21 protein-coding genes, 2 tRNA genes and 1 pseudogene are annotated in these 24,233 nt (G+C 68.8%); 15 read left to right on the top strand and 9 right to left on the bottom strand.

The genetic code is table 11. The features are described from left to right. Positions 1–283 precede the first annotated feature (283 nt). The 3 genes from ilvD to MUG78_RS00700 form a co-directional block, all read right to left on the bottom strand. The gene (ilvD, locus tag MUG78_RS00710; RefSeq protein WP_246991286.1) at positions 284–2,125 is read right to left on the bottom strand and encodes a dihydroxy-acid dehydratase; all 1,842 of its coding nucleotides are present in this window, start codon (positions 2,123–2,125) and stop codon (positions 284–286) included. A 183-nt stretch (positions 2,126–2,308) separates the two neighbouring features. Beyond that, on the bottom strand, positions 2,309–3,649 hold the full coding sequence (gene mgtE / locus MUG78_RS00705; RefSeq protein WP_246991284.1) for a magnesium transporter: 1,341 nt from the start codon (positions 3,647–3,649) through the stop codon (positions 2,309–2,311). Positions 3,650–3,653: 4 nt separating this feature from the next. Beyond that, the gene (locus MUG78_RS00700; protein WP_246991282.1) at positions 3,654–4,127 is read right to left on the bottom strand and encodes a PH domain-containing protein; all 474 of its coding nucleotides are present in this window, start codon (positions 4,125–4,127) and stop codon (positions 3,654–3,656) included. A gap of 210 nt (positions 4,128–4,337) precedes the next feature. On the opposite strand from MUG78_RS00700, the gene MUG78_RS00695 reads away from it, so the two are divergent. From MUG78_RS00695 to MUG78_RS00670, 6 genes are all read left to right on the top strand, one after another. After that, positions 4,338–6,248: an acetolactate synthase large subunit gene (locus MUG78_RS00695; protein WP_308221314.1), complete on the top strand. Its 1,911-nt coding sequence runs from the start codon at positions 4,338–4,340 to the stop codon at positions 6,246–6,248. Next, positions 6,245–6,745: an acetolactate synthase small subunit gene (ilvN, locus tag MUG78_RS00690; protein ID WP_246991280.1), complete on the top strand. Its 501-nt coding sequence runs from the start codon at positions 6,245–6,247 to the stop codon at positions 6,743–6,745. The genes MUG78_RS00695 and ilvN overlap by 4 nt, the downstream gene beginning before the upstream one ends. 88 nt (positions 6,746–6,833) lie before the next feature. Beyond that, positions 6,834–7,835 (top strand): ketol-acid reductoisomerase, encoded by a 1,002-nt coding sequence (ilvC, locus tag MUG78_RS00685; RefSeq protein WP_246996718.1) that lies wholly within the window; start codon positions 6,834–6,836, stop codon positions 7,833–7,835. A gap of 217 nt (positions 7,836–8,052) precedes the next feature. After that, entirely contained in the window at positions 8,053–8,493 is a 441-nt protein-coding gene (locus MUG78_RS00680) for an SRPBCC family protein (protein ID WP_246991278.1), read from the top strand. 59 nt (positions 8,494–8,552) lie between these two features. Further along, positions 8,553–9,668, top strand: coding sequence for an S-(hydroxymethyl)mycothiol dehydrogenase (locus MUG78_RS00675; RefSeq protein WP_246991276.1), 1,116 nt, complete (start codon positions 8,553–8,555; stop codon positions 9,666–9,668). Beyond that, positions 9,668–10,276 carry an MBL fold metallo-hydrolase gene (locus MUG78_RS00670; RefSeq protein ID WP_246991274.1) on the top strand — a complete coding sequence of 203 codons (609 nt, stop codon included), beginning with the start codon at positions 9,668–9,670 and terminating at the stop codon, positions 10,274–10,276. Before MUG78_RS00675 ends, MUG78_RS00670 begins: the two co-directional genes overlap by 1 nt. A gap of 85 nt (positions 10,277–10,361) precedes the next feature. Here MUG78_RS00670 and MUG78_RS00665 read toward each other — a convergent pair whose 3' ends face one another. Further along, positions 10,362–11,039: a chymotrypsin family serine protease gene (locus MUG78_RS00665; RefSeq protein ID WP_246991272.1), complete on the bottom strand. Its 678-nt coding sequence runs from the start codon at positions 11,037–11,039 to the stop codon at positions 10,362–10,364. 273 nt (positions 11,040–11,312) lie between these two features. Here MUG78_RS00665 and serA point away from each other — a divergent pair, with 273 nt between their 5' ends. Further along, on the top strand, positions 11,313–12,908 hold the full coding sequence (gene serA / locus MUG78_RS00660) for a phosphoglycerate dehydrogenase (RefSeq protein WP_246991270.1): 1,596 nt from the start codon (positions 11,313–11,315) through the stop codon (positions 12,906–12,908). Further along, entirely contained in the window at positions 12,905–13,915 is a 1,011-nt protein-coding gene (locus MUG78_RS00655) for a 3-isopropylmalate dehydrogenase (RefSeq protein ID WP_246991268.1), read from the top strand. Before serA ends, MUG78_RS00655 begins: the two co-directional genes overlap by 4 nt. Positions 13,916–13,985: 70 nt before the next feature. On the opposite strand, the pseudogene MUG78_RS00650 reads toward MUG78_RS00655, so the two are convergent. Then, positions 13,986–15,199: pseudogene (locus tag MUG78_RS00650) on the bottom strand (MFS transporter). Positions 15,200–15,306: 107 nt separating this feature from the next. Between MUG78_RS00650 and MUG78_RS00645 the strand changes: the two are divergent. After that, on the top strand, positions 15,307–16,077 hold the full coding sequence (locus tag MUG78_RS00645; protein ID WP_246991267.1) for a fumarylacetoacetate hydrolase family protein: 771 nt from the start codon (positions 15,307–15,309) through the stop codon (positions 16,075–16,077). Between the two features lie 22 nt (positions 16,078–16,099). Here MUG78_RS00645 and MUG78_RS00640 read toward each other — a convergent pair whose 3' ends face one another. Continuing rightward, complete coding sequence (locus tag MUG78_RS00640; protein WP_246991264.1) at positions 16,100–17,116, bottom strand: DUF1648 domain-containing protein; 1,017 nt, start codon at positions 17,114–17,116, stop codon at positions 16,100–16,102. Positions 17,117–17,165: 49 nt separating this feature from the next. Further along, positions 17,166–17,540, bottom strand: coding sequence for a GntR family transcriptional regulator (locus MUG78_RS00635; protein ID WP_246991262.1), 375 nt, complete (start codon positions 17,538–17,540; stop codon positions 17,166–17,168). 103 nt (positions 17,541–17,643) lie between these two features. Between MUG78_RS00635 and gltX the strand changes: the two genes are divergently transcribed. The 3 genes from gltX to MUG78_RS00620 all read left to right on the top strand — a co-directional run bounded on the left by gltX (position 17,644) and on the right by MUG78_RS00620 (position 19,583). Further along, on the top strand, positions 17,644–19,116 hold the full coding sequence (gltX, locus tag MUG78_RS00630) for a glutamate--tRNA ligase (protein WP_246991260.1): 1,473 nt from the start codon (positions 17,644–17,646) through the stop codon (positions 19,114–19,116). A 257-nt stretch (positions 19,117–19,373) separates the two neighbouring features. After that, positions 19,374–19,445: transfer RNA gene (locus tag MUG78_RS00625), tRNA-Gln, on the top strand. A 65-nt stretch (positions 19,446–19,510) separates the two neighbouring features. Continuing rightward, positions 19,511–19,583 (top strand) — tRNA-Glu (locus MUG78_RS00620). Between the two features lie 269 nt (positions 19,584–19,852). On the opposite strand, the gene MUG78_RS00615 is transcribed toward MUG78_RS00620, so the two are convergent. Both MUG78_RS00615 and MUG78_RS00610 read right to left on the bottom strand, forming a co-directional pair. Next, the gene (locus MUG78_RS00615) at positions 19,853–20,368 is read right to left on the bottom strand and encodes a pyridoxamine 5'-phosphate oxidase family protein (protein WP_246991258.1); all 516 of its coding nucleotides are present in this window, start codon (positions 20,366–20,368) and stop codon (positions 19,853–19,855) included. A gap of 9 nt (positions 20,369–20,377) precedes the next feature. Beyond that, the gene (locus MUG78_RS00610; protein ID WP_246991256.1) at positions 20,378–21,094 is read right to left on the bottom strand and encodes an IclR family transcriptional regulator; all 717 of its coding nucleotides are present in this window, start codon (positions 21,092–21,094) and stop codon (positions 20,378–20,380) included. Positions 21,095–21,193: 99 nt separating this feature from the next. Here MUG78_RS00610 and leuC point away from each other — a divergent pair, with 99 nt between their 5' ends. The 3 genes from leuC to MUG78_RS00595 all read left to right on the top strand — a co-directional run bounded on the left by leuC (position 21,194) and on the right by MUG78_RS00595 (position 24,225). Continuing rightward, a complete protein-coding gene (gene leuC / locus MUG78_RS00605; protein WP_246991254.1) occupies positions 21,194–22,636 on the top strand; it encodes a 3-isopropylmalate dehydratase large subunit in 1,443 nt (480 codons plus the stop codon). Positions 22,637–22,659: 23 nt separating this feature from the next. Further along, the gene (leuD, locus tag MUG78_RS00600) at positions 22,660–23,250 is read left to right on the top strand and encodes a 3-isopropylmalate dehydratase small subunit (protein WP_246991252.1); all 591 of its coding nucleotides are present in this window, start codon (positions 22,660–22,662) and stop codon (positions 23,248–23,250) included. Positions 23,251–23,424: 174 nt separating this feature from the next. Beyond that, positions 23,425–24,225, top strand: a complete 801-nt coding sequence (locus tag MUG78_RS00595) for an HU family DNA-binding protein (protein ID WP_246991250.1) — start codon at positions 23,425–23,427, stop codon at positions 24,223–24,225. Positions 24,226–24,233: the final 8 nt, after the last annotated feature.

Raw genomic sequence — 24,233 nt, 5'->3', positions numbered from 1 at the left:
AAGGTGTGGTCGCAGCTCGAAGGTATCGGCTGCGGAGGGTTCGTATCGATCGCGCCCGCACTCACTGCGTGGATGTGCTGGGCCCCGACGACGAAGGGCGCTCGGTCGGCGGCCTGCTTCTGGTGCGGCGCGGACGCGGGGTTGCCACTTGGCGTGTCGCGACCCTGGTGCCGAGTCGAGGTGGGGGCTCCGGGAGCGAGGCGGGATTAGGGTCGCGGCTTCGGCCGGACACGGCTGTGGGCACCGTCGAGGAGACGGTGCCCACAGGCGGTTCTACGGAGGATCAGTCGACGACGCGGACGGCGCCCTTGTCGGCGGAGGAGGCCAGCTTGGCGTAGGCGCGCAGCGCCTGGGTCACCGGGCGCTGGCGGTCCTTCGGCTGCCACGGACGCTCGGAGGCCTCCATCTTGGCGCGACGGTCGGCGAGGGTCTGATCGTCGACCAGCACCTTGAGGGCGCGCGTCTCGACGTCGATCAGGATCTGGTCGCCGTCCTCGATCAGGCCGATGGTGCCGCCGCCGGCGGCCTCGGGGGACACGTGGCCGATCACCAGGCCGGACGAGCCGCCGGAGAAGCGGCCGTCGGTCACCAGACCGCACTTGCGGCCCATGCCGGTGCCCTTCATGAAGGCGGTCGGATGCAGCATCTCCTGCATGCCGGGGCCGCCCGCGGGGCCTTCGTAGCGGATCACCAGGACCTCGCCGGCCTGCAGCTCCTTCGACAGGATCGCGTGGACGGCGTCCTCCTGGCTCTCCACCACGCGGGCCGGGCCCTGGAAGTGGAACAGGTCCTCGTCGATGCCGGCGGTCTTCAGGACGGCGCCGTTCTCGGCCAGGTTGCCCTGCAGCACGCACAGGCCGCCCTCCACCGTGTAGGCGTGGGCCAGATCGCGGACGCAGCCGCCCTCGGCGTCGGTGTCCAGCGAGCTCCAGCGATTCTGCGTGGAGAACGGCTCGGTGGTGCGGACACCGCCGGGCGCGGCGTAGAACAGGTCGACGGCGTCGTCGGTGGCCTTGCCGCCGCGGATGTCCCAGTCGTCCAGGGCCGCACCGAGGGTCGGCGCGTAGACGGTGGGCACCGAGTCGTCGATCAGGCCGGCACGACGCAGCTCACCGAGGATGGCGGGGATGCCGCCGGCCCGGTGCACGTCTTCCATGTGGTAGTCCGAGTTGGGCGAGACCTTCGACAGGCACGGCACCTTCCGGCTGATCGCGTCGATGTCGGCCAGGTCGAAGTCCACCTCGCCTTCCTGTGCGGCGGCCAGGATGTGCAGCACCGTGTTGGTGGAACCGCCCATCGCCACGTCCAGCGCCATCGCGTTGGCGAAGGCGGTTTCGGTCGCGACGCTGCGGGGCAGCACGGAGGCGTCGTCGTCCTGGTACCAGCGCTTGGCGGCCTCCACCACGGTGGTGCCGGCGCGCTGGAACAGGCGACGACGGTACTCGTGGGTGGCCAGCGTGGAACCGTTGCCCGGCAACGACAGGCCGAGGGCCTCGGTGAGGCAGTTCATCGAGTTGGCGGTGAACATTCCCGAGCACGAGCCGCAGGTGGGGCACGCGGACAGCTCCACCTCGGTGAGCCCGGCGTCGTCGACCGCGTCGTTGGCCGACGCCGAGATCGCGGTGATCAGGTCGGTGGGCGCCTGCGCCACGCCGTTCACGACGACGGCCTTGCCGGCCTCCATTGGACCGCCGGAGACGAACACGGTGGGGATGTTCAGCCGCATGGCGGCGTTCAGCATGCCCGGGGTGATCTTGTCGCAGTTCGAGATGCACACGAGGGCATCCGCGGTGTGCGCGTTCACCATGTACTCCACCGAGTCGGCGATGATCTCGCGGCTCGGCAGCGAGTAGAGCATGCCGCCGTGGCCCATCGCGATGCCGTCGTCGACGGCGATGGTGTGGAATTCGCGCGGCACGCCGCCGGCCTCGCGGATCGCCTCGGCCACGATGTCGCCGACGTTCTTCAGGTGCACGTGACCGGGCACGAACTGGGTGTACGAGTTCGCGATCGCGACGATCGGCTTACCGAAGTCGTCATCGGTCATTCCGGTGGCACGCCACAGCGAGCGTGCTCCGGCGGCCTCCCGGCCGACAGTGGTGGTGCGAGACCGCAATGCGGGCATGTTTCCTCGTTCTTAGCAGGATTGACGGGGCTGGAACCGACAGATCGGCGCCACCGGCGAGTTTACGCGCCCCGTCCGCGGGTCAGCTGTCCAGCCCGAACAGGTCGCCTCGGCTCGAATGCCCGAGACGGTCCAAATGCCACAGACGGTTCAAATGCCCCAGCCACTCAAATGCCCAGCCCCTCAAATGCCTAGGACGGTCTTGGCGATCATGAAGTAGATGATCAGACCGGTCGCATCGCAGAAGGTGGAGATGAACGGCGTGGAGAACACGGCCGGGTCGACGCGGACGGTCTTGGCCAGCAGCGGCATCAGGCCGCCGACAGTGGCGGCCATGGTGCACACTGCGAGGATGGTCAGGCCGATCACCGCACCGATGTCCATGCCGTAGACGGCCGTGGCCACCCCGAAGCCGACCAGGCCCAGCGCCGCGCCCATGGTGAAGCCGACGCGGATCTCCTTGCCGGCCACCCGGGCGACGTCGCGGGGACCCACCTCGCCGATGGCCAGGGCGCGGGTGACCGTGGTGGCCGCCTGCGAGCCGGTGTTGCCGCCGATACCGGTGAGCAGTGGAATGAACAGGGCCAGCGCCACGCGCTGCTCCAGCGTGCCCTCGAAGAATTCGAGCACGTTGACGGTCAAGATCGCCGAGACGGCCAGGACGAACAGCCACACCACCCGCGAACGGGTGATCGCGAAGACCGACGCCAACAGGTACGACTCGCGCAGCGGCTCGCGGGCACCGGCCCGGGCCTCGTCCTCGTCGCGGGCGGCGTCGACGATCTCGATCGCGTCGTCGAGTGTCAACACGCCGACCAGGCGTTCCTCGGCGTCGACCACCGGCATCGCAGAGATACCCCGGTCCACGCAGCGATCCGCGGTGGCCTCGGCATCGGCGAGAGCGTGTGCGAAGATGGGCGTCTTGCCGATCGGTCCGACCAGTTCGTCCGGGTCGGCCAGCAGCAGGTCGCGCAGGCTGACCACGCTCAGCAGCCGCCGGGAACGATCCACCACCGGCACGATGTAGATCGACGACACCTGGTGGCCGCGGGCCCGCACCCGGTCGAGTACCTCGGCGGCGGTGTCGTCGGCGAAGGCGTGGATGAACTCGGGGCTCATCCGACGGCCGACGGATTTTCTGGGGAAGCCGAGGACCACCGCGGTGAGCTCGCGCTCCTGCGGGGACAGGGTCCGGACCAGTTCCTTGGCGACCGACGCCGGCAGTTCGTCGAGCAGTTCCGCGCGGTCTTCGGGTTCGAGATTGTCGAAGGCCTGCGCCACCTGCGCGGAGCCGAGCTCGTCGATCACCTCCACCTGCGTCTCGGCGTCGAAGTGGTCGAAGACCTCCACCGCGAGATCCTTGGACAGCAGGCGGAAACCGATGGTCCGTAGGTTCGGTGGCATCTGCTCCAGCAGTGCGGCGACGTCCTGGTGCGCCAGTTGCGACATCTGCGCGGAGGCGTCCGACAGCCGTTCGTCGCGCAGGTTCTGCTCGAGGGTGCGGAGAATCCCGGTGGCCGGCATGGGCTCAGACGGTGTCGTCGTCGGAGTCGGCCGCGAGCTGCGCTTCGAGCTCGGCCCGTTCCGCGGCGGCGTACGGGTCCGGGACGCGGCCGCCGGAGACGGCGGAGATGACGGGCAGATCGGCGAAGGTCACCGCGGGCAGACGGACGGTGGTGCCGTCGGGTCGCACCGCGCGCGTGGTCGTCCACTTGGGGAAGCGGAGACCGGCGATCTCGTCCCAGGAGATCGAGTCGGTGCGGAACAGGTGCATGGCGCGCAGGCCGTTCTCGTCGGCCTCGGTGCGCACGCGGGCGATCCACCAGATCTGCACGATCGGCAGGATCGCCGTCCAGCTCCACCATGCGGGGGAGACGCCGATCATCATCACGATCAGCATCACCGTCACCAGGACGGTGAGATAGGCCAGCCGGAGATTTTGAACGTGGCGGTGGTCGGGGCGGGGCGAGGCGGGAGGCGGCAGAGTCGGACACGCAGCCATTGTGGCACCCCGGAGCGGATTTGACGCGGCCGTGCGCGCTGCCTTACCGTGTCGGGGTGATGAACAGGAATCTTCTCGTAGTAATCGGTCGGCGCGTCCACGCCTGATCGGTCACTTCTGAGACCTTTCGAACTTCATCGACGCGCCCCTCGCACAGCTTCGCTGTCGGGGGTTTTTTCTTGTCAGGACTACCAGGATGAGGATCGTGCAGTGAGCACTCCAACAGCCCGCGGGGCGGCACGGCCGCAGTCGCCGTCCACCGAATCTCTGCGCTCGGGCGTCACCGTCGCCCCCGAACGCGTCACCGGCGCTCAGTCCGTCGTGCGCACTCTCGAAGAGCTCGGCGTCGAGATCGTCTTCGGTATTCCCGGTGGTGCAGTACTCCCGGTCTACGATCCGCTCCTCGATTCGCAGAAGGTGCGCCACGTTCTGGTCCGCCACGAGCAGGGTGCAGGCCACGCCGCGACCGGCTACGCGCAGGTCGCGGGTAAGGCCGGCGTCATGATGGCCACCTCCGGTCCGGGCGCCACCAACCTGGTGACGCCGCTGGCCGACGCCCAGATGGACTCGGTCCCGGTGGTCGCCATCACCGGCCAGGTCGGTCGTGCGCTGATCGGCACCGACGCCTTCCAGGAAGCTGACATCTCCGGCATCACCATGCCGATCACGAAGCACAACTTCCTGGTCAGCGTGGCCGCGGACATCCCGCGGATCATCGCCGAAGCCTTCTACATCGCCGAGAGCGGCCGCCCCGGCGCCGTGCTCGTCGACATCCCCAAGGACATCCTGCAGGCGCAGACCACGTTCTCGTGGCCGCCGCAGTTCGACCTGCCCGGCTACCGTCCGGTGACCAAGCCGCACGGCAAGCAGGTGCGCGAAGCGGCCCGCATGATCGCCGAGGCCAAGCAGCCGGTGCTGTACGTCGGCGGCGGCGCGATCAAGGCCGAGGCCGCACCGGAGCTGCTGGAGCTCGCCGAGCTCACCGGCATCCCGGTGGTCACCACCCTGATGGCACGCGGCGCCTTCCCGGACAGCCACGAGCTGCACATGGGCATGCCCGGCATGCACGGTGCGGTCGGCGCCGTCGCCGCGCTGCAGCGCAGCGACCTGCTGATCACCCTCGGCGCCCGCTTCGACGACCGGGTCACCGGCCAGCTCGATTCGTTCGCGCCCAACGCGAAGGTGATCCACGCCGACATCGATCCGGCCGAGATCGGTAAGAACCGCGAGGTCGACGTCCCGATCGTGGGCGATGTGCGCAACGTGATCATCGATCTGATCGAGGAGCTGCGCAACGACGAGGCCACCGGCGGCAAGCGTGCGGACCTGACCCAGTGGTGGGCGTACCTCAACGACATCCGCGCCACCTACCCGCTCAGCTACGACAAGCAGTCCGACGGTTCGCTGTCGCCGGAGTTCGTGATCTCCGAACTCGGCAAGGCCGCCGGCCCGGACGCCGTCTACTGCGCCGGCGTCGGTCAGCATCAGATGTGGGCCGCTCAGTTCGTCAAGTACGAGAAGCCGCGTACCTGGCTCAACTCCGGCGGACTCGGCACCATGGGCTACTCGGTGCCGGCCGCGATGGGCGCCAAGGCGGCCGCACCGGACACCGAGGTGTGGGCCATCGACGGCGACGGCTGCTTCCAGATGACCAATCAGGAACTGGCCACCTGCGCGATCGAGGGCATCCCCATCAAGGTGGCCCTGATCAACAACGGCAACCTGGGCATGGTCCGCCAGTGGCAGACGCTGTTCTACGACGAGCGCTACTCGAGCACCGACCTGTCGACGCACACCCGGATGATCCCGGACTTCGTCAAGCTCTCCGAGGCTCTCGGCTGCGTCTCGATGCGCGTCGAGCGCGAAGAGGACGTCGCGCCGGCCATCGCCAAGGCGCGCGAGATCAACGACCGCCCGGTCGTGATCGACTTCATCGTCGGTAAGGACGCTCAGGTGTGGCCGATGGTCGCCTCGGGCTGCGGCAACGACGAGATCATGGCGGCCCGGGACATCCGGCCGCTGTTCGACGAAGACGAGTCGGCCGGCGACACCCCGGCCGACATCCACGACACCATGGTGCGTCCGCGCGAGCAGGCACCGGAAGGGGACGACTCGCTGTGAGCACCCATACCCTCAGCGTCCTGGTGGAAGACCGGCCGGGCGTGCTGGCGCGCGTCTCGAGCCTGTTCTCCCGTCGCGGCTTCAACATCGAGTCGCTGGCCGTCGGTCCGACCGAGCTCAAGGGCATCTCGCGGATGACCATCATGGTCTCGGTGGAGGACTTCCCGCTGGAGCAGGTCACCAAGCAGCTCAACAAGCTGGTCAACGTCATCAAGATCGTCGAGCAGGAACCGGAGAACTCGGTCTCTCGCGAACTGATGCTCATCAAGGTCCGCACCGATTCGACCAATCGGTCGGAGATCGTCGACGTGGTGAACCTGTTCCGCGCCAAGGTGATCGACGTGTCCCCGGAGTCGCTGACCGTGGAGGCCACCGGCACCGCGGACAAGCTCGAAGCACTGCTCCGCATGCTCGACCCGTACGGTATTCGGGAGATCGCGCAATCCGGCGGCGTCACGCTGGGACGTGGACCCAAGAGCATGTCGGCCAACCGCTGACGCAACAATCAATACTTAACCGAACAACACCAACGCCCCGCCGGCACCGGTCGGGGCACATCGAAGGGAAATCACTGTGGCTGTCGAGATGTTCTACGACGACGATGCCGACCTGTCGCTGATCCAGGGCCGCAAGGTCGCGGTCATCGGCTACGGCAGCCAGGGCCACGCGCATTCGCTGTCGCTGCGCGACTCGGGCGTGGACGTGGCCATCGGCCTGCGCGAAGGCTCCGCCTCGCGCGCCAAGGCCGAGGAGCAGGGCCTCAAGGTCATGACCGCTGCCGAGGCCTCCGCCTGGGCCGACGTCATCATGCTGCTGGCCCCGGACACCAGCCAGGCCCAGATCTTCACCGAGGACATCGAGCCCAACCTGAAGGACGGCGACGCGCTGTTCTTCGGTCACGGCCTGAACATCCACTTCGGTCTGATCAAGCCCCCGGCCAACGTCACCGTCGGCATGGTCGCGCCGAAGGGCCCGGGCCACCTGGTCCGTCGCCAGTTCGTCGACGGCAAGGGCGTCCCGGCGCTCATCGCCGTCCACCAGGACCCGAAGGGCGAGGGCCAGGCCCTGGCGCTGAGCTACGCCAAGGGCATCGGCGGCACCCGCGCCGGCGTCATCAAGACCGACTTCAAGGAAGAGACCGAGACCGACCTCTTCGGTGAGCAGGCCGTGCTCTGCGGTGGCACCGAAGAACTCGTCAAGGTGGGCTTCGAGGTGCTGGTCGAGGCCGGCTACGCGCCGGAGATGGCCTACTTCGAGTGCCTGCACGAGCTGAAGCTGATCGTCGACCTCATGTACGAGGGCGGCATCGCCCGCATGAACTACTCGGTGTCGGACACCGCGGAGTTCGGCGGCTACCTGTCCGGCCCGCGCGTCATCGACGCCGACACCAAGGAGCGCATGAAGGCGATCCTGGCCGACATCCAGGACGGCACCTTCGTCAAGCGCCTCGTCGCCAACGTCGAGGGCGGCAACAAGGAGCTCGAAGGCCTCCGCAAGGAGAACGCCGAGCACCCGATCGAGGTCACCGGCCAGAAGCTGCGCGACCTGATGAGCTGGGTGGATCGCCCGATCACCGAGACCGCCTGAGTCTCGCCCTGATCGCGGTTCCCCGCGACACCTGCCGCAGAGCCCCGCGTCCGCATCGGACGCGGGGCTCTGCGCATCCGTTCTGTGCATATCCTCGGGGCTTCCATGCCGGGCGGCACAGCAGGGGAGGAGACCGGCTACCATTCGGCCGAGGCCACACCGCGGTCGACGGTTGTCGTCGAACCGCGTGCACCGCAGACGAATTCAGGAGTCGCTCATGGGTCAAGTCCGCCACGAAATAGTCATCGACGGGCCGCGGGAGAAGGTGTTCGCGTACATCGACGACTACCGCAACGTGCCCGAGTTCATGTTCGGCGTGGGCCGCTTCAGCCCGCTCACCGAGCAGACGTCCGGGCTGGGATCGACGTTCGAGACGGCCATCAAGGTGGGGCCGAAAGAACTCACAGCCCAGGTGAAATGCGTCGAGTGGACCGCGAACGAGATCATCCGCATGGAGTCGATCGCCGGTTTCGGCGCCGACACGTGCTGGTCGTTCGCCGACGGCGACGAGCCGGGCACCACGCTGCTGCTGGCCGAGTTCGGCTACACCCTGCCCGGCGGACTGGCCGGGAAGGTACTCGGCGGGCTGATGGGCCCGTTCGTCGACCAGGCGGTCAAGCACACCGAGACCAAAGTCAAAGCAGCCATCGAAGGCTGATCGTCGGGGCTTCGGCACCGACCCGTCACCGCACCAGAAGCTGATTGAAGAGAGTTGAAATGAGCCAGATCGTCAAGGGCGTCATCGCCCGCGCCAAGGGTGCACCCGCGGAGACCGTCGACATCGTCGTACCCGATCCGGGGCCGGGGGAGGCCGTGGTGAAGATCCTGACCTGCGGCGTCTGCCACACCGATCTGCACTACCGCGAGGGCGGCATCAACGACGAGTTCCCGTTCCTGCTCGGCCACGAGGCCGCAGGCATCGTCGAAGCCGTCGGCGACGACGTCACCGAGGTGGCCCCGGGCGACTTCGTGGTGCTCAACTGGCGCGCGGTGTGCGGTGAGTGCCGCGCCTGCAAGCGGGGCGAGCAGCAGTACTGCTTCGCTTCCAAGAACGCGACGCAGAAGATGACGATCGCCGACGGCGAGGACGCGGGCACCGAACTGTCGCCGGCGCTGGGCATCGGCGCGTTCGCGGAGAAGACGCTGGTGGCTGCCGGGCAGTGCACCAAGGTGGATCCGGAGGCTCGTCCTGCGGCGGCCGGTCTGCTCGGCTGCGGTGTGATGGCCGGCCTCGGTGCGGCGATCAACACCGGCGGCGCGGGCCGCGGCAAGTCGCTGGCCGTGATCGGCTGCGGCGGCGTGGGCGTGGCGGCGATCGCCGGCGGCGCGCTGGCCGGCTCGATGCCGATCATCGCCGTCGACATCGACGCCAAGAAGCTGGAAGCCGCCGCCAAGCTGGGTGCCACCCACACCATCGACTCGTCGAAGGTCGATCCGGTGGAGGCGATCGCGGAGATCTGCGACAAGTACTACCCGGGCGCCGAGGGCGCCGACGTGGTGGTCGACGCCGTCGGCATCCCGGCCACCTGGAAGCAGGGCTTCTACGCCCGCGACCTGGCCGGCACGCTGGTGCTGGTGGGTGTGCCGAACCCGGGAATGACCGTGCCGGAGATCCCGCTGGGCGACGTCTTCGGGCGCGGCGGGGCGCTCAAGTCCAGCTGGTACGGCGACTGCCTGCCCAGCCGGGACTTCCCGATGCTCGTCGACCTGTACCGCGACGGACGACTCGATCTGGATGCCTTCGTCACCGAGGAGATCGGTATCGGCGACGTGGAGGCGGCGTTCGAGAAGATGCACCACGGCGACGTGCTGCGCTCGGTGGTGGTGATCTGATGACCGCCCGCATCGACCACGGCGTCACCTCGGGCACGTTCAGCCTGGACGGAGAGACCTTCGACGTGGACAACAACGTCTGGGTGATCGGCGACGACGACGAGTGCATCGTGCTCGACGCTCCGCACTCGGTCGAGGAGATCCTCGAGGTGATCGCCGGCCGCAAGGTCACCGCGATCGTGTGCACCCACGCGCACGACGACCACGTGCGGTACGCCCCGGCGCTGGCGGCCATCACCGGTGCGCCGATCTGGCTGCACCCGGACGACGCGCCGCTGTGGGAGCTCACCCACCCCGGCGTGGCCTGGGACGCGGATCTGACCGACGGCCAGCAGATCGAGGTCGGCGGCACCGTCCTCACCGTGATCCACACGCCCGGTCATGCGCCGGGCGGGGTGTGCCTGTACGCCCCCGAGTTGGGCGTCCTGTTCACCGGCGACACCCTGTTCCACGGCGGGCCGGGCGCCACCGGTCGGTCGTTCTCCAGCCGTGAAGTGCTGGAGGACTCCATCCGCCGCCGCCTGTACGACCTGCCCGACGACACCGTGGTGCACACCGGACACGGCGACAGCACCACCATCGGTGCGGAGAAGGCGGCGCTCGGCTAGCGCTGTCCACGAACGCGAAGGGCGGCCCGGGAGAAATCCCGGGCCGCCCTTCTGCTTGTCGTCGTTCCGCTGCGCCGCAGGCGCGTCAGACCACCTTGAATCCGGAGTAGCCGGTCGCGTTCAGGCGACGGAGGATGGTGTTCATGTTGGTGCCGGTCTCCGGGCCGATGCAGGACACGAAGTAGTAGGCGTTGACCATGCCGACCAGGGTGTCGCCGACGACGACGGGGCTGCCCGAGTCGCCTTCGATCACGCACATCTGCGAGAAGTGCGCGGTCCGGTCCGAGAACCAGGTGACGCCGCACGTGTTGCCGGTGGTGCGGCCTTCCTTGCAGACGATGGTGGGGAAGCTGACCGGGCGGGTGCTGATGCGCTTGATGGTCACACCGCCGACGGTGCGGACGGGGCGCACCTTGGCGGCGTCGAGCTCGATGACGGCCACGTCGATGTCGCTGTAGCTGCGGGTGATGGTGCCGATGACGCCGCGGTTCTGCGCACGCTCGGAGAGGATCTGCTGGCCCGGCTTGCCGCAGTGTCCGGCGGTCAGTGCGATCAGCCGACCCTTGTTCGCGCCGGACGTCGGGTGGCCCACGGCGGTGACGGTGCACGCCGAAGCGGAGTTGCCGCCCTTGAGGACCAGGATCCCCGAGCCGCCGCCGAGTGAAGTCTTCGGTGTGGCGGCCGTACTCGTGCCCAGTCCGATCCCGGTGAGGGACAGGATCGCGGCAATGATGGCCGCGAAGACCAAAGAGGTCTTCTTCATGTAATTACTCCACTCGTCATGTTCTCGACGCCGAGGCGTCGCGGACGTGCCCAGTCTATTCAGGGTCCCCCCGATTCCCGCTAGGTGAGAAGGCGCGGCTACGCAAGCCGTGTCCTAAACGAGACACGCTAAAGGAATCTACCCTGTTTCGAGTGTCGGACACCACATCGGCCGACGGCCGACTGTGCCCGCCGCCGTCGACACGCTTAAAATGGTCGCGATAGATGCATGTGTCCGCTCATGCCGCACCGATCGAATCTGGAGATACCCCTAGTGACCGCATCCAGCCGTCCTGTTGTCCTGATCGCCGACAAGCTCGCTCCGTCCACCGTTGAGGCGCTCGGCAACGACGTCGAGGTTCGCTGGGTCGACGGTCCCGATCGTCCGAAGCTGCTCGAGGCCGTCGTCGACGCTGACGCGCTGCTGGTGCGTTCGGCCACCACCGTCGACGCCGAGGTGCTCGACGCGGGCCCGAACCTGAAGATCATCGCGCGGGCCGGCGTCGGCCTGGACAACGTCGACGTCCCGGCCGCGACCGAGCGCGGCGTGATGGTGGTCAACGCGCCCACCTCCAACATCCACTCGGCCGCTGAGCACGCCGTCGCGCTGCTGATGGCCGCCGCCCGTCAGGTGCCCGCCGCCGACGCCACCCTGAAGGACAAGACCTGGAAGCGGTCGTCGTTCAACGGTGTGGAGCTGTTCGACAAGACCGTCGGCGTGGTGGGCCTGGGCCGCATCGGCCAGCTCGTGGCCGCTCGTCTCGGCGCCTTCGAGACCCACCTGATCGCGTACGACCCGTACGTCTCGGCGGCCCGTGCCGCCCAGCTGGGCATCGAGCTGGTGAGCCTGGACGAGCTGCTCGAGCGCGCCGACTTCATCACCATGCACCTGCCCAAGACCGCGGAGACCGCGGGCCTGATCGACGAAGCCGCCCTCGCGCGCACCAAGCCGGGCGTCATCATCGTCAACGCCGCGCGCGGCGGTCTGATCGACGAGGCCGCACTGGCCGCGGCACTCGAGTCCGGCCACGTCCGGGCCGCCGCCTTCGACGTGTTCGCGACCGAGCCGTGCACCGACTCGCCGCTGTTCGACCTCGAGCAGGTCGTGGTGACCCCGCACCTGGGCGCCTCCACCGCCGAAGCGCAGGATCGCGCGGGCACCGACGTGGCCAAGAGCGTGCAGCTTGCGCTGTCCGGGCAGTTCGTGCCCGACGCCGTGAACATCACCGGCGGCCCCGTCGACGACGAGGTGGCTCCCTGGCTGGACCTGTCCCGCAAGCTCGGCCAGCTGGTCGGCATCCTCGGCGAGGCGCAGCCGACCGCGGTCACCGTGGAGATCCGCGGCGAGCTCGCGGCCCGCGACGTGAAGGTCCTGGGCCTGTCGGCCACCCGCGGCCTGTTCTCGGCCATCGTCGACGAGCCGGTCACCTTCGTGAACGCGCCCAGCGTCGCCGCCGAACGCGGTGTGGACTGGGAGGTCACCACCGCCACCGAGAGCCCCAACCACCGCAGCATGATCGACGTGCGCGCGGTCTTCGGCGACGGCAGCCACGTCAACGTGGCGGGCACGCTCACCGAGCCCCGCGAGGTGGAGAAGATCGTCAACATCAACGGTCGCAACTTCGACCTGCGTGCCGAGGGCAAGAACCTCATCATCAGCTACTCCGATCAGCCCGGCACGCTCGGCAAGATCGGCACCCTGCTCGGTAACGCCGGCGTCGACATCTGCGCCGCCGGTCTGGCCCAGGACCTGGAGGGCCCCGGCGCCACCACGATCCTGCGCCTGGACCGCGCCGTCGACGAGGACACCGTCGCCGCCGTCGCCGACGCCGTGTCGGCGACCCTGATCAAGCAGGTGGACTTCTCGTGAAAATCGCTCTGATCCCCGGTGACGGCATCGGCCCCGAGGTCGTCGACCAGGCCCTGCGGGTGCTCACCAAGCTGCACCCCGAGGTGGAGACCACCGAGTTCGATTTCGGCGCCCGTCGCTACCACGCGACCGGTGAGCTGCTGACCGACGAGGACCTGGCGTCGCTGCGCGAGCACGACGCGATCCTGCTCGGCGCGATCGGCGATCCGTCGGTGCCCTCGGGCATCCTGGAACGCGGCTTTCTGCTGAAGCTGCGGTTCCTGATGGATCATCACGTGAACCTGCGTCCGTCGATCCTGTTCGACGGCGTGGCCTCGCCGCTCGCGAACCCGGGCAAGATCGACTTCGTCGTGGTCCGCGAGGGCACCGAAGGCCCGTACACCGGCAACGGCGGCGCCCTGCGCGTCGGCACGCCGCACGAGGTCGCCACCGAGGTCAGCGTGAACACCCGCTTCGGTATCGAGCGCGTGGTCCGGGACGCCTTCGCGCGCGCCCAGGCCCGCGGCAAGAAGCTGACGCTGGTGCACAAGAACAACGTGCTGACCTTCGCCGGCTCCATGTGGGCGCGGACCGTCGACGAGGTGGGCCGCGAGTTCCCCGAGGTCGCGACCGACTACCTGCACATCGACGCGGCGACCATCTTCATGGTCACCGACCCGGCTCGCTTCGACGTGATCGTCACCGACAACCTGTTCGGCGACATCATCACCGACCTGGCGGCCGCGGTCACCGGCGGCATCGGTCTGGCGGCGTCGGGCAACATCGACGCCGCGGGCGTGAGCCCGTCGATGTTCGAGCCGGTGCACGGCAGCGCCCCGGACATCGCCGGCCAGAACCTCGCCGATCCGACCGCCGCGATCCTGTCGGTCGCGCTGCTGCTGCGTCACCTCGGTGACGTCGACGGCGCGGCCCGCGTGGAGGCCGCCGTGGCCTCCGACGTCGCCTCGCGCGGCGAGACCCGCGGCTCGACCACCGAGGTCGGCGACCGGATCCTCGCGCTGGTCTGATCCACCGCACGTACACGACGATGACTGCGCGGCCCGGGGTTCCGGGCCCGCAGTCATCGTCGTTTGCGGTTCAGTCGAGCACCGGCTCCTCGTTCCGCTCCGGGTCGGCCGGAATCAGCGGCAGCGCCAGCACCGGGGCGGCCGCGACGATCGCGAAGGCCGCCGAGTAGCCGACGCGTTCGATCAGCACGCCCAGCACCGGCGTGGTGACCGCGATGGTGACGAACTGGGCGGTGTTCTGCACTCCGAGTGCCGGCCGCTCCAGAACGGGCCCGCGGTCTCGGCGATCGCGGTGAACGCCAGCCCGTTGTCGGCGACGGTGGCGATCGACGCCAGCACCATCAGCACCGGGGCCAGCGCCGAGTCGAACTGGTCGGTCAGCGCCAGCAGCCCCAGGGTGATCGCGGCGGCCACCGCGATCACCCGGACCGGCAACATGCGGGAGCCCACCACGTCGGACACCCGGCCGGCCACGATGCGTCCGACGGCGCCGAGGATCTGGGTCACCGTCACCAGGACGCCCGCGCTCAGCGGACTCCAGCCCTGCGCCAGGATCAGCCAGGCCGGGACGAAGGTCCACAGCAGGCTCTGCCCGATCACCAGCAGCACGCTGAACGCGTGGATGCGCCACAGGTACGCGCCGGAACGGTACGGGTTCTCGGTCGGCAGGGCGGTCAGCTGCGACGGCGGCAGCTCCGGGTCGACGATCCCGAGGTACACCACGATCAGGCCGAGGGCGGCCACCACCGCGGGCACGGCGAGCGCCGCGGCCACCGATACGCGTCCGGCCAGCACGGGCATGGTCAGTGCCAGCACGGCGATGCCGAGCGGCTGCGCCATCTGCCGGATGCCCATCGCGGTGCCGCGCTGGTCGGCGGGGAAGAAGCCGACGACGATGCGGCCGCTGGCGCCGTTGGCCGCGCCCGACCCGATGCCACCGATCAGCAGCGCCGCACCCAGCGCGAGGTGGCCGGCGTCGGTGGCGACGGCTACGACGGCGCCGAGGGTGCCCAGGGTGGTGATCGACAGCGAGACGAGCAGAATGCGGCGCTCGCCGAAGCGATCCAGCGCCCAGCCCCACGCGATGATGGCGGCGGTGATGCCGACGGTGGGGACGGCGGCCAGCAGGGAGGCTGTGCCCAGGGTCATGCCGGTGGCCTGCAACTGCGGAATCACATAGGCGAAGCCACTGGTGGCGGCAGTGGCGGTGAGCGCGGCGATGAGGGCGCAGACCAGGATGGCCCAGCGTCGTCGGCTCGTCAGCGCGGCTGTCGTCGCGTGCACGGAAGCCCCCTTCGTTGGCAGCGTCTCATTAATTGGGATTGCTGTATCAGAGTATAGAACACCTGCCGAGCCGTCGCGGACGCGACTGCCTGCGCTAATCTGGCGCTATGAAACTGGCTCGAGTCGCGACCCCGGACGGAATGGCCTTTGTGGCCGTGGAAGGCGAGCAGGGCGCGGAGGTGGTGCGCGAGATCGCCGAGCATCCCTTCGGCGATCCCACCTTCACCGGCCGCAGCTGGCCGCTGAGCCAGACCCGTCTGCTCGCGCCGATCCTGGCCAGCAAGATCGTCGCGATCGGCAAGAACTACGCCGAGCACGCCCAGGAGATGGGCGGCGAGGCGCCCGTGGACCCGGTGATCTTCCTCAAGCCCAGCACCTCGATCATCGGCCCGGGCGTGCCGATCGTGCGTCCGCCGTCGTCCGAGCGGGTCGACTACGAGGGCGAGCTCGCCGTGGTGATCGGCCGCCCCTGCAAGGACGTGAAGGCCGCGCAGGCGGCGAGCGTGATCCTCGGCTACACCATCGCCAACGATGTGACCGCCCGCGATCAGCAGAAGTACGACGGCCAGTGGACGCGCGGCAAGGGCTACGACACCTTCTGCCCGCTGGGCCCGTGGATCGAGACTGCGCTGGATCCTGCGGATCTGGCGATCTCCACGTCGCTGGACGGCGAGGTCCGCCAGTCCAGCCGGACCTCGCTGATGCTGCACAGCGTCGGCGACATCATCGAGTGGGTCTCGGCCGTGATGACCCTGATGCCCGGTGATGTGATCCTCACCGGAACCCCCGCAGGCGTGGGCCCGATGGTGGCCGGTCAGCAGGTCTCGGTGACGGTGGAGGGCATCGGTACCCTCTCCAACCCGGTCGTCGACAAGTAGGTCCCGCGGCGAGAAGTCTGTGTCAGCGAGGTCCGGCGTCGTCCGCCTGGCGGTGGCGGTCGGCGAGCGCGGAGAGCAGCGCGGCGCCGGCGTCGGCGTCGTCGACCACCACGGCGAAGCTCCGCCCGCTGCTGCGTCGAACGACGATCGCCGATCCGCCGCGCGGCACCACCGCGGTGGTCTTCCCGCGCCAGCGGATGCCGTAGCCGCCGTAGTCGCCGATCGGACGCACGTCCGGATTGACCGCCACCTCGGCGATGTCGTCGAGCGGCACGTGGAAGCGCGGCAGACCCGCGACCGAGGCCACGCGCAGACCGTCGGCGGAGACTCGCACCCGGTAGGCGACGGTGGTGGCCACGGCCACCGCGACCAGGATCGTGACGACGGCCGAGCCGATCACGTAGCTGTCGCTCTGGCCGTCGGCCCAGCTGAAGATCGTCGCCAGCAGCCCCATGACGAAGGCGGCGGCGGCCAGGCCCACGGTGCCGCGCGAGGCGGTGGTGGTGCGCAGCCAGGCTGCCTGCTCGTCGGGGTCGAGAGTGAGCGGGGTCGCCGGCACGGTGCGTTCGGCGTGCGGCGGAATCGGCAGCGACAGGGCCGCGACCACGCCTGCGGCCAGGGCGAGGGCCGCACTCGTCATCGCGAGGCCCACGATGGGGACGGTGCCGCCATCGGTCTGATACCAGGCGGTGGCGGTGAAGATGACGGCGATCAACGTGCTCAGGCCCAGCGACAGGCCGCCGAGGACCCGGTAGGACGCCCCGGCGTCGCCGGCCGCGAGCGAGCGTCGAGCCGGCACCGTGAGCAGGACGACCATGCTGACGCCGAGGAGTGCGGTCATCAGCGGCAGCGACCACGCCGGGAGATACCGGTCGGGCTGTCCGCCGATGTCCCAGTGCACGGCCACCTCGCTGGGCAGCGAGCCGAGCAGGGAGATCTGCACGGCCGTCGCGATCCCGAGGAGAAGGAGCGGGGCGAGGATGGCGACGGTGGTGAACGCGATCAGCGGGCGCCGGCGCGCCATCTGTTCCGCGGTCATCGGTTGAGGGGTCATCGGCTCGGGAGCGGTGTCCTGCCTCGGGCTCGGATCACGGTTCGGGCGGGGCGGGGTGGGCGCGAGCGGCCTCCTTCACGAGGGCGGACAGGGTTTCGGGGTGGATCGACAAGGCGCCGGATTTCGCGATCAGCGCGGCGATGTCGTCGTTGAGGGACTGCAGGTGTGCGCCCGCGTCGGTGACCACCGCGCCGCGGCCGCGGCGCAGTTCCACCAGGCCTTCGTCGCGGAGATCCTGGTAGGCCCGGAGCACGGTGTGCACGTTGACCTCCAGTGCGTCGGCCACCTCGCGGGCAGCGGGCAGGCGGTCGCCGGGCGCCAACCGGCCCGCGCACAGTTGCGCGCGCACCGCGTCGGCGAGCTGAGTGAACAGCGGATCGTCGCTGTCCGGTCGAAGGCGAAACAACACACCAATAGTTCTAGTTCACCTATAACAAGCGTGCAAATCCTCACTCGGGGGATCCGGGCTCCCGCGTCGCCATCGGCGGTGGCGTTCCACTACGCTGACCTGCATGACTGTCCGCGTTCGCTTCTGTCCTTCACCCACCGGAACCCCGCATGTCGGCCTGGCCCGGACCGCGCTGTTCAACTTCGCGCAGGCCCGCCACGACGGCGGCACCTTCGTCTTCCGCATCGAAGACACCGACGCCGCCCGTGACACCCAGGAGAGCTACGAGGCCATCCTGGATGCACTGCGCTGGCTGGGCCTGAACTGGGACGAGGGTCCCGAAGTGGGCGGCCCGTACGGCCCGTACCGTCAGTCCGAGCGCAAGCAGCTCCACCTCGACGTCGTCGATCGCCTGGTGGAGGCCGGATACGCCTACGAGGCCTACTCCACGCCCGAGGAGGTGGAGGAGCGGCACAAGAGCGCGGGCCGCGATCCCAAGCTCGGCTACGACAACTTCGATCGCGATCTGACCGATGAGCAGCGTGCGCAGCACCGCGCCGACGGTCGTAAGCCGGTGATCCGCCTGCGGATGCCCGACGAGGACATCTCCTGGGACGACCTCGTCCGCGGCACCACCGTCATCAAGGCCGGCACGGTGCCCGACTTCGCGTTGACCCGCGGCTCCGGTGACCCGCTGTACACGCTGGTGAACCCGGTCGACGACGCCATGATGAAGATCACCCACGTGCTGCGCGGCGAGGACCTGCTCTCGTCCACGCCGCGCCAGATCGCGCTCTACCGCGCGCTGGAGGCCATCGGCGTGGCCGACGGTGTCCCGGAGTTCGGGCACCTGCCGTTCGTGATGGGCGAGGGCAACAAGAAGCTGTCCAAGCGCGACCCCGAGTCGAGCCTGTTCCACCACCGCGACCGCGGCTTCCTGCCCGAGGGTCTGATCAACTACCTCGCGCTGCTCGGCTGGGGACTGTCCGGCGACAACGACATCTTTACCCTCGACGAGATGATCGCCGCCTTCGACGTCCGCAACGTCAACTCCAACCCGGCCCGCTTCGACCAGCGCAAGGCCGACGCGATCAACGCCGAGCACATCCGGCGCCTCACCCCGGCCGACTTCGCCGGCCGCCTGCGCCACTTCCTCGTCGAGCACGGCCACCTGGACGAGCCGATCGACGACGCCGTGTTCGCGCCGCTGGCCGACCTGGTGCAGACCCGCATCCAGGTGCTGAGCGAGGCGTGGGACCTGATGAAGTTCGCCTACGTCAGCGACGAGGACTTCGGCTTCGACGAGAAGTCGGCCGCCAAGAACCTCAAGGCCGACGCGGTGCCGGTGCTCGACGCGACCATCGTCGCGTGCGAGGCGGTCGGGGAGTGGACCACCCCGGCCCTCGAGGAGGCCCTCAAGGCCGCGCTGATCGACGGCCTGGAGCTCAAGCCGCGCAAGGCGTACGGTCCGGTGCGCGTCGGCGTCACCGGCGCCGCGATCAGCCCGCCACTCTTCGAGTCGATGGAGATCCTCGGCCGCGAGAAGACGCTGCGCCGCCTGGCGCAGGCCCGCGCCGTCGCCGCGGCCGCCGAGTAGCCGCGAGGCGCAGTTCGACCCGATTCGCCCGCTGTGAAGTTCATCACGGCGGGCGAATCGCATCGGTCCCGCGGTATGTCGGCCGGGCACGGTGAGTGCGCCTCGATGCCGTGCGATCGCCTGCCGCCGATTGTCGTTGAGGCCAGATTTACCCCCTCTGACCACACGATTTGTAGTTTAGGGGTGGTGTGTTGGTAATCTTCTTCTCGGTTCGGAACGACGCAGCGAGTTCGCTGCGGAAGTTCCGGGAAAACCCTTGGGGTATGGTGTAATTGGCAACACAGCGGTTTCTGGTACCGCCATTCTAGGTTCGAGTCCTGGTACCCCAGCGAGATGTACAGGGATACCTGTGCGCCTCACAACCGAATAGCCGGCTCACGTCGGCATGTTCTAGGGCCCCGTCGTCTAGCGGCCTAGGACGCCGCCCTCTCAAGGCGGTAGCGCGGGTTCGAATCCCGTCGGGGCTACAAAGGAGGAAGACCCCCGGATCGCATAGCGATCCGGGGGTCTTCCTCATTTGTATATTCAGCACAGCGATTCGAGGAGGAGCGAAGCGACGGAGTCCCGTCGGGGCTACTCGAAGCGAGTGGGCCCTTTCGTATCGGAGCGACCCCGGCTCCCCGCTCCCTGAGCTTCCCGCCCACTCCCCGAGCCTGTCGAAGGGCGCCTCCCCGAGCCCGTCGTAGGGCGCAGCCCTGAACCTGTCGTAGGGCGCCGTCCCGAGCCTGTCGAGGGTTCAGCTGTAGAACTGGGCGGTGCTGCCGGCGAGCGGGAGCTCGGGGAGGTTCAGCTTGCGGTGGTCCCAGGACCGGACCCGCTGCGGCACCACGCGCACCGCGACGCGCTTGTGCATCATCGCCTCGACGGCGGGGCGCAGTTCGTCGGTGTACGGCCCGTTGTAGCGCTCCCAGACGCTGATACCCGTCTGCAGGCAGGTGTCGGCGTCGTCGAAGATCTCCGCGGTGCCCTCGATGGCGACGCCGCGGAGCGTGTCGTAGGTGAGGCCGTCCTCGATCATCACGGTCAGGCGGGCGTCGCGGGCCAGGTTCACGGCCTTCTGCGACTTGGCCTTGGTCTCGAACCACAGCTCGGGCAGGGGGCCGTCGCCCTCGGCCACGCCGAACCACATGGCGACGAGGTGCGGCTGACCGTCGGCGCCGACGGTGGCGAGGGTGGCGGTGCGGTTGCGGTGGATGAAGTCGGTGATCTCGTCGTCGGACATGACGATCTGAGTCCGCTGCTTGGTTCCCATAGGGCGACGCTAGCGCAGCGGCGGGGCCAGTCGTGCGCCGATGCGGGTGGCGGCGTCGACGAGGTCGCCCGCCCAGCGTTCGCCGGGACGACGACCCATCCGGTCGATCGGCCCGGAGACCGACACCGCGGCGATCACCTCGCCGGTGCTGTCGTGCACCGGCGCCGACACGCTGGCGACGCCGTCGGCGCGTTCCCCGGCGCTGTGCGCCCAGCCGCGCTTGCGCACCTCGGTCAGCGCCCGCTCGGTGAAGCCGGCGTCGACCAGGAGGTCGGTGCGGGCCTCGGGCGGGGCGAAGGCAGCGAGCACCCGGGCCGCCGAGCCTGCGCTCATCGGCAGTCGCGAACCGACGGGCACGGTGTCGCGGAGTCCGGTCGGCGGTTCGACGGCCGCGATGCACACGCGCTCGCGTCCTTCGCGGCGGTAGAGCTGCACCGACTCGCCGGTGGTCTGCTGCAGCCCCGGCAGCAGGGGCAGAGCGGCCTGTAGCAGGATGTCCGGCGCGGCCGCGGCGAGGCTGTGCAGGGCCGGACCGGGCACCCAGCGCCCGGTCGTGTCGCGGGCCAGCAGGTGGTGGGTCTCGAGGCCGACGGCCAGGCGATGCGCGGTAGCGCGGGGGAGGCCGGTGGCCTCGGTGAGTTCGGCGAGATTGCACGGCTGCTGGGCGAGCGTCTGCAGGACCAGCACCGATTTGTCTAGGACGCCGATTCCGCTAGTATTTCTCATACGGCGATATTAGCCGTCCATATATTGAGATTGCCAGTCCGCTCGGGCGACAGCCCCGAAGCCGGTGGACCGGGTAAGACGTGAAAGTCGAGCATGCTCATGACGCAGTCAGCAGCAGCCGGCGTGCCCCGCACGCTGGCCGAGAAGGTCTGGGACGCCCACGTGGTGGTGCCTGGAAAGGTCGACGACAACGGTGAGACCGCGCCGGACCTGATCTACATCGACCTGCACCTGGTGCACGAGGTCACCAGTCCGCAGGCCTTCGACGGCCTCCGCGTGGCCGGCCGCGAGCTGCGTCGCCCCGACCTCACCATCGCGACCGAGGACCACAACGTCCCGACCGTCGACATCTACAGCCCGATCGCCGACCAGGTCTCGGCGCTGCAAGTGGAGACGCTGCGCCGCAACTGCGCCGAGTTCGGGGTCCGCCTGTACCCGATGGGCGACGCCGAGCAGGGCATTGTGCACGTCGTCGGCCCGCAGCTGGGGCTCACCCAGCCCGGCATGACCGTGGTGTGCGGCGACAGCCACACCTCCACCCACGGCGCCTTCGGCGCGATCGCCATGGGCATCGGCACCTCCGAGGTGGAGCACGTGATGGCCACCCAGACGCTGTCGCTGCGTCCGTTCAAGACCATGGCCATCAACGTCGACGGTGAGCTGCCCGACGGCGTCACCGCCAAGGACCTGATCCTGGCGATCATCGCCGAGATCGGCACCGGCGGCGGTCAGGGCCACGTCCTGGAGTACCGCGGCTCGGCCATCGAGAAGCTCTCGATGGAAGCCCGGATGACCATCTGCAACATGTCGATCGAGGCCGGCGCCCGCGCGGGCATGATCGCACCGGACCGGGTGACCTACGACTACCTCGAAGGCCGCCCGCACGCGCCGGCCGGCGAGGAGTGGGATCGCGCCGTCGAGTACTGGGACAGCCTGCGCACCGACGAGGGCGCGGTCTACGACCGCGAAGTCCACATCGACGCGTCGACGCTCACCCCGTTCATCACCTGGGGCACCAACCCGGGCCAGGGGCTGCCGCTGGGCGCCAACGTGCCCGACCCCGCCGACATCGTCGACGAGACCGAAGCGCTGGCCGCCGCCCGCGCGCTGGAGTACATGGACCTGACGGCCGGCATGCCGCTGCGCGAGGTGGCCGTCAACACCGTCTTCGTCGGCTCGTGCACCAACGGGCGCATGGAGGATCTGCGCGCGGTGGCCGAGGTCCTCAAGGGCCGCAAGGTGGCCGACGGCGTGCGCATGCTGATCGTGCCCGGCTCGATGCAGGTGCGCGCCCAGGCCGACGAAGAAGGCCTCGGCGAGGTCTTCGACGCCGCCGGCGCCGAATGGCGGATGGCGGGCTGCTCGATGTGCCTCGGCATGAACCCCGATCAGCTGTCGCCGGGCGACCGTTGCGCGTCGACGTCGAACCGCAATTTCGAAGGGCGACAAGGCAAGGGCGGTCGCACGCACCTCGTCTCGCCTGCGGTCGCCGCCGCCACCGCGGTGCGCGGCACGCTGTCCTCACCCGCCGACCTCGTCTGAAGTTCGAGAAGAGAAAGACGCTCATGGAACCCATCGTCAAGCACACCGGTATCGGAGTTGCGTTGCAGCGCAGCAACGTCGACACCGACCAGATCATCCCGGCGGTCTACCTCAAGCGGGTCACCCGCACCGGTTTCGAGGACGGACTGTTCGCCGCTTGGCGCGGCGACCCGGACTTCATCCTCAACAACGAGCCGTGGAGCAAGGGCTCGGTCCTGGTGGCCGGTCCCGACTTCGGTACCGGCTCCTCGCGCGAGCACGCCGTCTGGGCACTCATGGATTTCGGCTTCCGCGTGGTGATCTCCTCGCGTTTCGCCGACATCTTCCGCGGCAACTCCGGCAAGGCGGGACTCGTTGCGGCACAAGTGAATCAGGACGACGTCGAGCTGCTGTGGAAGCGGCTGGAAGCCGAGCCCGGCCTGGAACTGACCGTGGATCTCGAGACCCGCACCGTGACCGCGGGCGATCTCGTGGTGCCGCTGCAGATCGACGACTACACCCGCTGGCGCCTGATGGAGGGGCTCGACGACATCGGTCTCACCCTGCGCGAAGTGGATGCGATCGGCGAGTTCGAGAAGAAGCGGCCGAGCTTTCTGCCCGTGACGCTGCCCTGATCGCGCGGACGCCCGCGCGTCGTCGGCACTGAACGGACGCTTACCAGAAATCCTCACCGCCCGAACCTGATTCGGGTGGTGAGGATTTCTCTTTATGCGCCCCGACGGTGCGGAGAGGCGTTTACCGTGAGGACCAGCCGGTCCGGCTTGTGAATCCAACACGCGGAGGAACGCATGAACAAGGCCCAACTCATCGAAGAGCTGACCAAGCGCCTCGATGCCGACCGCAAGACCGCCACGGAGGCGGTGGAGACCCTGATCGACACCATCGTCCGTGCGGTGAACAAGGGCGAAAGCGTCACCATCACCGGGTTCGGTGTCTTCGAAAAGCGCCGTCGCGCACCGCGAGTCGCGCGCAACCCACGTACCGGCGAGACGGTGAAGGTGCGGGCCACCAACATTCCGGCCTTCCGCCCGGGTGCCCAGTTCAAGGAGATCATCGCCGGCCGCCGTCGACTGAAGGCGGGCGAACCGGCCGTCAAACGGACCACCGCTGCGGCCGACGGCAAGGCGCCCGCGAAGAATACCGCCGCCAAGAAAGCCACTGCCACGAAGACCGCCGCGAAGAAGACCGCCGCGAAGAAGGCCAGTGCCACGAAGACCGCTGCGACCAAGACCGCTGCGAAGAAGACTACGGCGGCGAAGAAGGCGACGTCCGCCACCAAGACGCCCCCGGCGAAGAAGACGACCACCGCGAAGAAGGCGGCTCCGGCCAAGAAGACCGCGGCCACGAAGACCACGGCGGCGAAGAAGCCCATGGCCACGAAGACCACGGCCGCGAAGAAGACCACAGCGGCGAAGAAGAGCACCGCTGCCAAGAAGAGCACCGCCGCGAAGACCACAGCGGCCAAGAAGACCACAGCGGCCAAGCAGACCACAGCGGCCAAGAAGACCACAGCGGCCAAGAAGACCACAGCGGCCAAGAAGGCCACAGCGGCCAAGAAGACCGCGACGAAGGCGACGCCGGCGAAGTAGGGCGCCAC

This window comes from Gordonia alkaliphila, assembly GCF_023017165.1.
In the GTDB taxonomy this organism is placed as follows: Bacteria; Actinomycetota; Actinomycetes; order Mycobacteriales; family Mycobacteriaceae; genus Gordonia; species Gordonia alkaliphila.
Note: the sequence above shows the minus strand (reverse complement) of the source record. Positions and strands in the feature narration are given on the sequence as shown.